Raw genomic sequence first — 13,700 nt, 5'->3', positions numbered from 1 at the left:
TTATCCTTGGGATAGAAATATAAAATCACTTTTTTTCCTGTATAATCCGATAATCTATGTATTTTCCCATTTTGATCGGGCAACTCAAAATCAGGTGCCTTAATTCCTACTTCCAACATTATTTATCCCTCCCTTTCTGTATCTTTCTCTTTATTCGCCTTTTTCTTCCTATTCCCGGTAATCATTTTATGACCCGTATATATCGCCATTACCATACATAACATAGAACTTAAAGCAAAGTATTTATGACTTGATTTTAGCTTTTTATATCCAGTGTAATAAGTCCCAAACATTGTAATTAATGCTCCAACTGACCAATATTTATGTGCTTTCATATAATTCCTCCATTTTTTCAGTGTATTCAATTGTAATTATACTCTACCACATTCCTATGTCAATTTGATAATAGCGCATTCCTATAAATTTTTCAGAATATCATGGGTGAAAAAAATTGGTTGATCCATTGCATAGGCAACCGGCATATCAAGATAATCAACCTTGTTCATTTTTTCTCCATCGATAGAAATTACTCCCGTATAATTTTTGTCATAATTCGAAAGTATATTCAAAAGGGTAGTCTTTCCAGCTCCATTTCTTCCAACAAGTCCATAAATACAAGTATTTCCAATCCGTAAAGCATCTGCAAATATTACTGCATTTCTTCACAGAGGAACTTCGGCATTTTGATCATACGATTACTTTTCTTTGTTTTCGGTGTGGTAATCACATCTTCGCCGTATAATCGCTGATAGGACTACGCTGGGTTTACTAAGTATTTTTGTTTATTTAAACTAAACTACAATTATTGTAATACCCGAAACACCAGAAAATCACTTCAAAAAAAAGGTGCCACTGCCTGACGTCCTTTTCCGTCAGGCAATAGCACCTTTGTCATATTTTATCTTATTTTTACAGATAGGAATATCCCATCAGTGATTCATCTACCGCCTTTGCAGCTTCCCTGCCTTCACGGATTGCCCATACTACCAGCGACTGGCCTCTGTGCATGTCTCCTGCTGTGAAGACTTTGTCTACGGAGGTCTGATACTGGTCTGGTTTTGTATCTACATTGGTTCTTCCGTTAATGGCTACCTTAAATGCGTCTGTTACATATTTCTCACTGCCAAGGAATCCGGCTGCGATGAGAACTACATCTACAGGGATGACTTCTTCAGTACCTTCTACCGGTACCATCATCATTCGTCCTGTTTTCGGATCTTTTTCACTCTTTAATTTCGTGAGTTTGGCCTGGCAGACATTGCCGTTTTTATCTTTGATAAATTCTGTAACAGTAGTCTGGTATACTCGTGGATCATGTCCGAATACAGCGATTGCTTCTTCCTGTCCATAGTCTGTTTTGAGGACTCTCGGCCACTGTGGCCATGGGTTGGATGGTGTTCTTTCTACAGGCGGCTTCGGCATCATCTCTAACTGGATCACAGATTTGGCACCCAGGCGGATGGAAGTTCCCACACAGTCATTTCCTGTATCACCACCACCGATGACCAGAACATTTTTACCTTTTGCAAGTTCATATGGAACTTTGGCAAAGTCAGAATCCAACAGCGCTTTTGTTACCTGTCCCAGGAAATCTACTGCGAAATAGATTCCTTTTGCATCCCTTCCCGGAACTTTGATGTCTCGTGGATTGGATGCTCCGCAGGCAAGGATGACGCGGTCGAACTGTTTCAGAAGTTCTTCTGCTTTGATCTCCTTTCCTACGTTTACATTTGTAACGAATTTAACTCCCTCTTCTTCCATAAGATGGATTCTTCTGTCAACAACAGCTTTGTCCAGCTTCATGTTAGGGATACCGTAGCGGAGAAGTCCGCCTACACGGTCTTTTCTTTCAAATACAGTTACACTGTGGCCTCGTCTGTTTAACTGCTGGGCTGCTGCCAGTCCGGAGGGACCGCTTCCGATGACTGCAATAGATTTGCCTGTGCGTACTTCTGGAATCTGCGGAGTTACCCATCCGTTCTCATAGGCTGTCTCAATAATCGCACGTTCGTTTTCTTTGGTGGACACCGGTTCTCCGTTTATATTACAGGTGCAGGCTGCTTCGCAGAGTGCAGGGCAGACACGTGAAGTAAATTCCGGAAAGCTGTGTGTCTTGCTCAGTCTTAAGAATGCCTGTTTCCAGTTGCCTGTATAAACCAGATCATTTGTCTCAGGTACAAGGTTGTGCAGAGGGCAACCGGATGCCATACCGCCGATCATCATACCCGACTGGCAGAATGGGACACCGCATGCCATGCAGCGTGCACCCTGAAGTTTCTGTTTTTCTTTATTTAACGGGGTCCTGAATTCTTTGAAATTTGCAATGCGGACCTTTGGCGGCAGAACCTTTGCCGTCTCTCTTTTATACTCTAAAAATCCCGTAGGTTTTCCCATGATTTCCTCTCCTCTCTCAATGCTTGGCGCCAATACTTTCGTAGAACGCTTCCATCTGTGCCTGCTGACTGTTCAGACCTTTTTCTTCCAGTTTTGCACTTAAAGTAATCATCTTCTTGTACTCATTCGGAATGAGTTTCTTAAAGTGCGGCAGATAATAATCAAAGTCAGCCAGAACTTTCGCACCGAGTTTGGAACCTGTTGCTTCTACATGAGCTTCAATCAGGTCGCGAAGTTCTTTTCTGTCATATTTGTTTTCCACTTTTTCGATGGAAATCATGGCTTTGTTCAGGTTCTTGTAAAGAACATTATCCACATCCAGTACATATGCGATACCGCCGCTCATACCTGCTGCAAAGTTCTTGCCAGTCTTACCAAGTACGACTACGCGGCCGCCTGTCATATATTCACAGCCATGTTCTCCTACACCTTCTACAACTGCAGATGCACCGGAGTTACGGACTGCGAAACGCTCACCTGCAACACCATTGATAAATGCAGTACCACTGGTTGCACCGTAAAGGGCAACATTACCTACGATAATATTCTCTTCTGCTTTGTATGCAGCTTTCTCCGGAACCTTCAGGATCAGTTTACCACCGGAAAGTCCTTTTCCAAAGTAATCATTGCTGTCACCGGTCAGTTCCAGTGTAAGTCCCTTGGGGATAAATGCGCCGAAGCTCTGTCCGCCGGCACCATTGCAGTGTACAGTGATAGTGTCATCTGCAAGTCCGTTTTTATTCTTTCTGGTGATTTCTGCACCAAGGATGGTTCCGAATGTACGGTCAATGTTTGTCAGATTTACAGAAAACTCTGTTTTCTGGCCTTTATTGATGGCATTTGCACATTTCTTAACCAGAACTTTTTCATCCATGGTTTTTTCCAGCTCGAAATTATATACAGCCTTCGGGTCAAAGGTAACTTTCTGATTTTTACCTGCAAATGGGTTGTTCAGGATTGCACTTAAATCTACTTTACCCTGATGTGGTTCTGGTACATTGTCTGTCTGAACCAGAAGATCTGTACGTCCAACCATTTCGCTGACTGTACGGAATCCCAGTTTGGACATATACTCTCTTAATTCCTGTGCGATAAAGCGCATGAAATTCTCGACATATTCCGGTTTTCCTTTAAATCTCTTGCGGAGCTCCGGATTCTGTGTTGCCACACCAACCGGGCAGGTATCCAGATTACATACACGCATCATTACACAGCCCATAGTTACGAGAGGAGCTGTTGCAAAACCGAATTCCTCTGCACCCATCAATGCTGCGATCGCAACGTCACGGCCACTCATAAGCTTACCGTCTGTCTCAATGCGGACACGATTTCTCAGACCGTTTTTAAGCAATGTCTGATGTGTTTCTGCAAGTCCCAGTTCCCATGGAAGTCCTGCATTGTGGATAGAACTTCTTGGAGCTGCACCTGTACCTCCGTCATAACCTGAGATCAGGATCGTCTGTGCACCTGCTTTGGCAACACCTGCTGCGACTGTGCCCACACCTGCTTCAGATACCAGTTTGACAGAAATATCTGCATATTTATTTGCGTTCTTAAGGTCATAGATTAGCTGTGCCAGGTCCTCGATAGAATAGATATCGTGGTGCGGTGGCGGGGAGATCAGGCTGACACCCGGTGTGGAATGACGGGTTTTGGCAATCCATGGATATACCTTCTTTGCAGGAAGATGTCCGCCTTCACCCGGTTTTGCACCCTGTGCCATCTTGATCTGGATTTCTCTTGCAGATACAAGGTAACGGCTGGTTACACCGAAACGTCCGCTGGCAACCTGTTTGATCGCGGAGCATCTGTCATCGCTGCTTCCTGCGGAATCCAGTCTTTCATCACTTTCACCACCTTCACCTGTATTGGATTTTCCATGGAGGTGATTCATGGCGATTGCCAGTGTCTCATGTGCTTCCTGTGAAATGGAGCCATAAGACATGGCACCTGTCTTAAATCGTTTTACGATATCATCTACGCTCTCCACTTCTTCAAGGGGAACCGGAGTCTCAGCAAACTTAAAGTCCAGAAGTCCTCTTAAGTTTCCGTGGTTTTCTTTATCTACCAGATCTGTATACTGTTTGAACAGATCGTAGCTTCCTGTCCATGTGGACTGCTGCAGAAGATGAATAGTCTGAGGATTGTAACGATGTTCCTCTCCCTGACTTCTCATCTTGTGTGCGCCTACGCTGTCCAGAGTCAGGTCTGTAGGAAGTCCTAATGGGTCAAATGCTTCTGAGTGAAGCTTCTCTACATTCTCTTCAATATCATCCAGAGTGATTCCGCCTACACGACTGACTGTACCAGTAAAGTATTTCTCGATTACATCTGAGGAAATACCGATTGCCTCAAAGATCTGAGATCCCTGATAAGACTGGATGGTGGAAATACCCATCTTGGAAGCAATCTTTACAATACCGCTGATCACTGCATGATTGTAGTCATCTACTGCTGCATAATAGTCTTTCTCCAGCATATGGCTGTCGATCAGTTCATGAATGGTCTCAAGGGCAAGGTACGGGTTGATGGCACTTGCACCATAACCAAGCAAGGTTGCAAAGTGATGTACTTCTCTTGGTTCTCCGGATTCCAGGATAATTGCAAGGGAGGTACTCTTTTTCGTCTTTACAAGATGCTGATGAACTGCGGATACTGCCAGAAGTGACGGAATCGGCATATGGTTTTCATCTACTCCCCTGTCTGAAAGAACGAGGATGTTTGCACCCTCACGGAATGCTTTATCTACTTCTACGAAAAGACGATCGATCGCTCTCTCCAGTTTCGTACTCTTATAGTATAAGGTAGAAACAACCGCTGTCTTGAAGCCCTCATGTTTGAAGCTCTTAATCTTCATCATGTCTGTATTTGTCAGGATCGGATTATTGATCTTTAATACCTGACAGTTTTCCGGTTTCTGCTCCAGCAGGTTTCCGTCTTTACCTACATAAACACTCGTGCTGGTAACGATTTCCTCACGGATTGCATCGATCGGAGGGTTGGTAACCTGTGCAAAGAGCTGTTTGAAGTAGTCAAATAATGGTCTGTTCTGTTTGGAAAAGACTGCAAGTGGGGTATCCACACCCATGGCGCCGATGCTCTCTGCTCCGTTTAATGCCATGTTTCTGATGGAAGTACGGTACTGCTCATAAGTATAACCGAATGCTTTCTGCAGACGTGCTCTCTGCTCAGGTGTATATTCTTCCGGTCTTTCGTTAGGAATCTTGATGTCTTTTAACTGTACCAGATGACTATCCAGCCATTCACCGTATGGCTGCATTTTTGCATATCCCTCTTTCAGTTCATTGTCATCGATTACTTTTCCCTTTACAGTATCTACAAGAAGCATTTTTCCAGGATGAAGACGCTCTTTTAATACAATCTTCTCTTCCGGAATCGGCAGAACACCCACTTCTGAGGAAAGGATCATGTAACCATCGGAGGTAATATAATATCTGGATGGACGAAGACCGTTTCTGTCAAGAACTGCACCCATCACATCACCATCTGAGAAAAGAATGGAAGCAGGTCCATCCCATGGCTCCATCATAGTTGCATAGTACTGGTAGAAATCACGCTTTGCCTGTGAAATGGTATCATTGTTTGCCCATGGTTCAGGGATTGTGATCATCACTGCAAGAGGCAGCTCCATGCCACTCATTACCAGGAATTCCAGTGTATTGTCAAGCATTGCAGAGTCAGAACCATTTCTGTTTACAACAGGGAGCACTTTATGAAGCTGTCCCTCCAGATATGGAGATTCCATATTTTCTTCTCTTGCAAGCATCTTATCTGCGTTGCCGCGGATAGTATTGATCTCACCGTTGTGTACCATAAAGCGGTTAGGATGTGCCCTCTCCCAGCTTGGATTTGTGTTGGTACTGAAACGGGAATGTACCATGGCGATTGCAGATTCATAATCCGGGTTCTGAAGGTCTTCGAAGAAAGTACGAAGCTGTCCAACCAGGAACATACCTTTGTAAACGATAGTACGGCTGCTCATGGAAACTACGTAAGTGTTATCATTACTCTGCTCAAACTCACGTCTTGCAATGTAGAGCATACGGTCAAATGGAAGACCTTTTTCCACATCTTCCGGCTTTTTGATAAATGCCTGCATAATGCATGGCATACATTCTCTTGCCTTGTGTCCAAGCACTTCCGGAAATACCGGAACCTGACGCCATCCAAGGAGCTCCAGACCTTCTTTTTCAAGGATGATCTCAAACATCTTCTTTGCCTGTGCACGTTTGATCTCGTGCTGTGGGAAGAAAAACTGTGCGATACCGTATTCTCTCTCATCGCCAATTTCAAATCCCTCTTTCTTACAGGCTTTTTTGAAAAATTTATGGGAAATCTGAAGAAGAATACCTACACCATCACCGGTTTTGCCTTCTGCATCTTTACCTGCACGGTGCTCCAGATGTTCTACGATTTTTAATGCGTTTGCAACAGTATCGTGGGTTTTCTTTCCTTTGATATTGACAACTGCTCCGATACCGCAGTTGTCATGTTCAAATTCAGGCCGGTACAGACCTTGTTGTTGCTGTTGTTCTCTCACTTCTTTCATAATCTCCTCATCCTTTCTATTTCTGCTGTTCTTCGCTTATTTTTTATTTCAAGTACACGAATGTGTTTGAGTAATTAATTACCTTTATAATCGACTGCCGCCTGAATAAACCCTCTGAATAAAGGATGTGCATGGTTCGGACGGGATTTGAATTCAGGATGTGCCTGGGTTCCTACATAGAACGGATGCCCTGCAATCTCGATCATTTCTACAATTCGGTTGTCAGGAGAAGTTCCTACAATATTCATTCCCTTCTCCTGAAGTTCTTTACGGAATGCGTTGTTTACTTCATAACGATGTCTGTGGCGCTCATGAATCTCTTTCTTGCCGAAGAGTTCATAGGATTTCGAACCTTCTGCAAGAATACATGGATAACTTCCAAGTCTTAAGGTTCCACCGATATCTTCGATATCTTCCTGATCCGGCATTAATGCAATTACCGGATGCTTTGTCTCCGGATTCAGTTCAATACTGTTTGCATCTTCGTATCCAAGTACATGGCGGGCAAATTCTACGATTGCCATCTGCATTCCCAGACAGATTCCAAGATATGGAATCTTATGTACTCTTGCGTACTGTGCTGCCAGGATCATTCCTTCTGTACCTCTGTTTCCGAAACCACCCGGAACCAGAATACCATCTACATTGTGAAGCTGCTGATCCAGATTCTTCTCTGTCAGTTCTTCAGAATCAATCCAGTCAAGCTCTACCTTGGCTCTGCAGGAAATTCCGCCATGTTTCAGTGCCTCTACTACACTGAGATATGCATCATGAAGCTGTGTATATTTTCCTACAATTGCGATCTTTACTGTTTTATTCGGATTTCTCAGACTTTCTACCATTTCCTCCCAGTCACTTAAATCCGGTTTTCTGTTTTCCAGACGGAGACTTGAAAGAACTACATCTGCAAGCTTCTCTCTTTCCATTGCAAGAGGAGCTTCATATAAATATTCCACATCCAGGTTCTGAAGTACATGTGATACAGGTACGTTGCAGAATAAAGCGATTTTTTCTTTAATGTCCTCTGTCAACTCATGTTCACTTCTGCACACCAGTACATCCGGCTGGATTCCCATTCCCTGAAGTTCCTTTACGCTTGCCTGTGTAGGTTTTGTTTTCAGTTCTTCAGATGCCTTTAAATAAGGAATTAATGTTACGTGGATCAGGATTGCATTGTCATGTCCCACATTGAGCTGGAACTGACGAATTGCTTCCAGGAACGGTTGGCTTTCAATATCACCGACTGTTCCTCCCACCTCGATAATGGCAATCTTGTTTTCCTCCGGTGATTTGGCGCGGTAGAAACGACTCTTAATCTCATTTGTAATATGAGGAATTACCTGTACGGTACCCCCGCCGAAATCCCCGTGACGTTCTTTCTGAAGAACAGACCAGTAAACCTTACCGGTTGTCACATTGGAATTTTTATCAAGACTCTCATCAATGAATCTCTCATAATGTCCCAGATCCAAGTCTGTCTCTGTACCATCGTCTGTTACAAAAACTTCTCCGTGCTGAATCGGGTTCATGGTTCCGGGGTCGATATTGATATAAGGATCAAACTTCTGCATGGTTACCTGGTATCCTCTCGCTTTTAAAAGACGCCCCAGAGATGCAGCTGTGATTCCCTTTCCAAGACCGGAAACAACTCCTCCTGTAACAAATACGTATTTCACTGCCATTTTGATTTCCTCCTCCATCATCCTTTGTTAATAAAAAAGCGTCAGATGCAGCTATCAGAGGGCACTTGACCCATCTGGTATTCTGCATCTGACGCCTTTGTCAGATCATCATATCTTCTATAATAATATGTTCAATTGGCTTTCTTTAAAAATATGCTATACTATAAAACATTTTTTTTCGTTTGTCAATAATGAATTTCCCGTTTTTAAGCAAAAGTAAATCAAATGTTACTGTTCACACACCACTATCCCGAGACATACGAGCCAAAATTCCATTGCCGCAGGCAATCTGGAATGAATTTTGGCTACGTTACTGTGAACGGAGTGAACAGTAACAATCAAATAAGTTCCTTCTGATAAACTATGAAGCAGTTATATTTTATGGAATTACTCTGAACACAGTCATAATACAGAAAAAACGAATCTGTAGAAGTTCATCTTCCAGACCCGTCTTCTCTGCAATAATTATTCGGTTATAAAAATGCAAAATTTATGCAACTGCAAATTTCTTCAATGTACGATCAAATTCCCGGCTCTCCCCGTGGCAGTCTACTGTCAGTTCTCTGGTCAGATCCAGACTAAGTACACCAAGGATTGATTTGGCATCAATTAAAAATCTGTTGTAATAAACATCAATATCAAAATCACATCTGCTTGCAGCATTCACAAATTCCTGCACCTCTTCAGTTGCATTTAACTTGATTTTACTCTGTGACATCGTGATCACCCTTTCTGAAAACATTCTTTGTTTTTTTCTATCAGACGCCCATATTATGTTCCACATTTCAGAATTTGTCAAGTTTTTAAATTTATCCAATTTTTATAAAGCGCAGGGGTTCTATTGTGCATTTTGTTCGTTTATATATGTTTTCGCAGCATTATTTTATATATTATGTATGACTTCATCCTATATTGGTTTTACCATTATGTGAGATTGATTCCATATATCATCGACAGGTTTCTGCATTTTTTATGAATTTTTGCGACTTAACACTTCACAATATCTGCAAACTCCGCATTTGTATAATCCGGAATCTCCATCGGATAATTTCCATCGAAGCATGCCTTACATAAGGGCAGGCCGCCCGCCATTCCTTCCAGATAATCTGTCTGCATGTAGCCAAGAGAATCTGCTCCGATCATTTTACAGATTTCCTCTGTGCTGTGGCTGGCTGCAATGAGCTGATCATTTGACGGCACATCCGTTCCGAAATAGCATGGATGTAAAAATGGCGGTGAACTGATACGTACGTGCACTTCCTTTGCTCCCGCCTCTTTTAACATGTGGATCAGGTTTGCAATGGTTGTTCCACGAACAATAGAATCATCCACCAGAACAATCCTCTTATCTTTTACAACAGATTCCAGCACACTCAGTTTCAGATGAACACTGGACTCACGTTCTTCCTGAGTCGGTTTGATAAATGTTCTTCCAATATAGCTGTTTTTATAGAACGCAAATGCAAACGGGATCCCTGATGCTTCGGAGTATCCCTTTGCAGCAGGGAGTCCGGACTCCGGTACACCTGTTACAAGATCTGCTTCTACAGGATACGACTTGGCAAGAGATTTACCACCGCGGATTCTGGCATCATAGACCTTCACCCCATCAATGGTACTGTCAAGTCTTGCAAAATATATATACTCAAACACACAATGCGCGCGTTTTGCAGCAGCAGACGCAAGCTCTTTATTTGACTTCAGTCCGTCTTTTGTGATCGTAAGAATCTCACCCGGCTCAATGTCACGGATAAATTCCGCACTTACAGATGTCAGAGCACAGCTCTCAGAAGCAATAACATAAGCATTTCCTCTTTTACCGAGACACAATGGTTTCAGTCCATATGGGTCGCGGACTGCGATCAGTTTTCTCGGGCTCATAACTACCAGACCATATGCACCTTTGATCTTCTTTGCAGTCTTTAGCACTGCCTCTTCTACTGTTTTAGAATGCACACGTTCTCTTGCGATATGGAACGCAATAACCTCTGAATCTGTAGTTGTATGGAAAATCGCTCCATTCTGGATCAGTTCCCATTTCAGTTCCGGTGTATTAACCAGATTTCCGTTATGTGCAAGTGCAAGAGTTCCCTTTACATAAGACAAAACAAGGGGCTGTGCATTCTCTGCAACAGAAGCTCCTGTTGTGGAATATCTTACATGACCAATACCAATATCTCCCTCATATTTACGGACAACATCCTGTCTGAGAACTTCACTTACAAGTCCCAGATCCTTATGAAACTTCACATTTCCACGCTCTCCCTTAGTATCAGAAACTGCAAGTCCGCAGGATTCCTGTCCTCTGTGCTGCAGGGAAGTCAGTCCATAATATATGGACGGAACTACATTGCCGCCATCCAGATCATAAATTCCAAAGACGCCGCACTCTTCTTTTATTCCAGCCATCTGATTTCCTCCGATCGTATTCTCTTGTCTGACTTTAACTTTACTTTCAAAACCCGCTGACATTGTTTTCTTATGTTTGACGGGTTCCAAAATCAAATTATAATAATAGAAACAAATTTGTCAACCTATCCTTTTTTTGCCATATCTCAAAAATTTTTTCTGAATTTTTTCAAAAAAAGTGCTTGACATCTGTTTTCATTTCGTTTATAGTACAGCACATAAAGCAAAGGCGCTTTGGAAAGATCTACAGAGATCTCATCCAGGGCGCTTTTTTCGTTTTATAAAACTTTCGTTTCATAGAAAATGTTCGATGAGGAATTTTCTATGAGACGAAAACCGCAGGCAGTCACAATGGTGATCTGCAGCGGCACTACACATATTCAGAAAATATTGCAAACCGAAAGGAGAGTACCTATATGGCACAGAATATCCCTGAACTGTACGGCAGCCTGGTCTTCAACGACAAAGTAATGAGAAGTAAACTGCCAAAAGACATGTACAAAGCATTAAAGAAAACAATCGAGAGCGGTACACACCTTGAACTTGATGTTGCCAACTCCGTTGCTGTTGCAATGAAAGAATGGGCTACCGAGAACGGCGCCACTCATTATACTCACTGGTTCCAGCCAATGACAAACGTAACTGCAGAGAAACATGACAGCTTCATTTCTCCTACAGGAGATGGTCAGGTGATCATGGATTTCTCCGGTAAGGAACTTGTAAAAGGTGAGCCGGATGCTTCCAGTTTCCCGTCAGGCGGTCTTCGTGCCACATTCGAGGCAAGAGGATATACAGCATGGGATCCGACATCACCGGCATTCATCAAAGACGGAACTCTTTACATTCCTACAGCATTCTGCTCCTACAGCGGAGAAGCTCTTGACAAAAAGACTCCTCTCCTTCGTTCCATGCAGACACTTGATAAAGAAGCTACAAATCTTCTCCATATAATAGGAAATAAAGATGTCAAACACGTAAATACAACTGTAGGTCCTGAACAGGAATACTTCCTGGTAGACAAGGAATTATACAAACAGAGAAAAGACCTTGTATTCTGCGGACGTACACTGATTGGTGCTCCTGCTCCTAAGGGTCAGGAAATGGAAGATCATTACTTCGGCGCTCTGAAACCTCGTGTTGCAGCTTATATGCACGATCTGGACGTAGAGCTCTGGAAACTTGGTATTCCTGCCAAAACAAAACATAATGAAGTTGCTCCTGCACAGCACGAGCTGGCTCCTGTATTCGATACAACAAACGTTGCAGTTGACCACAACCAGTTAACAATGGAAATAATGAAGAAAGTTGCCGACAAACACGGACTTGTATGCCTCCTTCATGAAAAACCATTTGAGGGAATCAACGGAAGTGGTAAACATAACAACTGGTCTATGATCACAGATGCCGGTGTAAATATCCTTGATCCCGGAAAAACACCTGCTGAAAATACACAGTTCCTGATTTTCCTGACAGCTGTTATCAAAGCAGTTGATGAATATGCAGATGTACTTCGTATTTCTGTAGCAAGTGCAGGAAACGATCACCGTCTTGGTGCAAACGAGGCTCCGCCTGCTGTTGTATCCGTATTCCTCGGCGATGAACTGACAGAAGTATTAAAATCTATCGAAAATGACGAATATTTTGCAGGAAGCCGCGCAGTCCAGATGGATATCGGTGCAAAAGTACTTCCACATTTTGTAAAAGACAATACAGACAGAAACCGTACTTCACCATTCGCATTTACAGGAAACAAATTTGAATTCCGTATGCTTGGTTCCGAAGCTTCTGTTGCAAACCCGAACATTATCTTAAACACTGCTGTTGCTGAGTGCGTTCACCAGTTTGCAGAACAGTTAAAGAATGTACCGGAAGACAAGATGGATGAGGCTATCCACGAACTGATCAAGAAGACAATTATTGATCATAAACGTGTTATCTTTAATGGAAACGGTTATACAGACGAATGGATCGAAGAAGCTACAAAACGTGGTCTCTTTAACCTGAAATCCACACCGGATGCTCTTCCTCAGTGGATTGCAGACAAAAATATTGAACTCTTTACCAAATATCATATCTTCACAAAAGAAGAAATTGAATCCCGTTATGAGATCTGGCTGGAATCCTATTCCAAGATTCTTAACATTGAGTCCAATACTATGGTTGAAATGGTACAGAAGGATTTCCTTCCATCTGTATTCGCATATATCGACAAAGTTGCAGCTACTGCTGTTGCTAAAAAATCAGTTGTTTCAGATGTCAGCACAGCTTCTGAAGGAAAACTGATCAAAGAGCTGTCACAGCTTGCTGATGAGATTTCCACAGGTCTTGAGACCTTAAAAGCAGACACTGCCAAAGCGCTTGCTACAGAAGATCCTCTGGCTAATGCAAAAGCATACCAGACAGTTGTTCTTTCTGATATGGATGAACTCAGAAAGTCTGTAGATGCAGCAGAAACTCTGATTCCGGATGCACTGCTTCCATATCCTACATATGACAAGCTTCTGTTTTCCGTTTAATTAACAGGTAATAACAGGGGAATATCTTTATGAACTCTACTTCATAATTCATTATCGATTTCCTCATCCATTAATCACACGATATTTTGATGTTCCCCTGTTTTACATATAATTTTGATTTTAAACTGC

At 42.6% G+C, this 13,700-nt stretch carries 9 protein-coding genes and 1 pseudogene; 1 reads left to right on the top strand and 9 read right to left on the bottom strand.

Features of this window, described 5'->3' with window-relative positions; genetic code table 11:
* The 9 genes and pseudogenes from I4V44_RS14880 to purF all read right to left on the bottom strand — a co-directional run.
* Positions 1-119 (bottom strand): redoxin domain-containing protein (locus I4V44_RS14880; protein ID WP_196002892.1); only part of this gene is annotated, 119 nt, incomplete at its 3' end.
* A 3-nt stretch (positions 120-122) separates the two neighbouring features.
* Positions 123-335: a DUF6219 family protein gene (locus I4V44_RS14875; protein WP_118136703.1), complete on the bottom strand. Its 213-nt coding sequence runs from the start codon at positions 333-335 to the stop codon at positions 123-125.
* Positions 336-416: 81 nt separating this feature from the next.
* Positions 417-650, bottom strand: coding sequence for an ATP-binding cassette domain-containing protein (locus I4V44_RS18605; protein ID WP_117846054.1), 234 nt, complete (start codon positions 648-650; stop codon positions 417-419).
* Positions 651-652: 2 nt separating this feature from the next.
* Positions 653-754: pseudogene (locus I4V44_RS18350) on the bottom strand (site-specific integrase); the annotation flags it as partial.
* Positions 755-909: 155 nt separating this feature from the next.
* Positions 910-2,394 carry a glutamate synthase subunit beta gene (locus tag I4V44_RS14860; RefSeq protein WP_118136701.1) on the bottom strand — a complete coding sequence of 495 codons (1,485 nt, stop codon included), beginning with the start codon at positions 2,392-2,394 and terminating at the stop codon, positions 910-912.
* A 16-nt stretch (positions 2,395-2,410) separates the two neighbouring features.
* On the bottom strand, positions 2,411-6,964 hold the full coding sequence (gltB, locus tag I4V44_RS14855) for a glutamate synthase large subunit (RefSeq protein ID WP_196002891.1): 4,554 nt from the start codon (positions 6,962-6,964) through the stop codon (positions 2,411-2,413).
* A gap of 74 nt (positions 6,965-7,038) precedes the next feature.
* The gene (locus I4V44_RS14850) at positions 7,039-8,646 is read right to left on the bottom strand and encodes a CTP synthase (protein WP_118572931.1); all 1,608 of its coding nucleotides are present in this window, start codon (positions 8,644-8,646) and stop codon (positions 7,039-7,041) included.
* 490 nt (positions 8,647-9,136) lie between these two features.
* The gene (locus I4V44_RS14845) at positions 9,137-9,364 is read right to left on the bottom strand and encodes an HPr family phosphocarrier protein (protein ID WP_020993699.1); all 228 of its coding nucleotides are present in this window, start codon (positions 9,362-9,364) and stop codon (positions 9,137-9,139) included.
* Positions 9,365-9,633: 269 nt separating this feature from the next.
* The gene (gene purF / locus I4V44_RS14840; protein ID WP_022381205.1) at positions 9,634-11,055 is read right to left on the bottom strand and encodes an amidophosphoribosyltransferase; all 1,422 of its coding nucleotides are present in this window, start codon (positions 11,053-11,055) and stop codon (positions 9,634-9,636) included.
* Between the two features lie 416 nt (positions 11,056-11,471).
* Between purF and I4V44_RS14835 the strand changes: the two genes are divergently transcribed.
* On the top strand, positions 11,472-13,571 hold the full coding sequence (locus I4V44_RS14835; RefSeq protein WP_119251484.1) for a glutamine synthetase III family protein: 2,100 nt from the start codon (positions 11,472-11,474) through the stop codon (positions 13,569-13,571).
* The last annotated feature ends 129 nt before the right edge of the window (positions 13,572-13,700 follow it).

Source organism: Blautia sp. 1001283B150304_161114_C9 (assembly GCF_015668165.1).
GTDB lineage: Bacteria > Bacillota > Clostridia > Lachnospirales > Lachnospiraceae > Blautia_A > Blautia_A wexlerae.
Note: the sequence above shows the minus strand (reverse complement) of the source record. Positions and strands in the feature narration are given on the sequence as shown.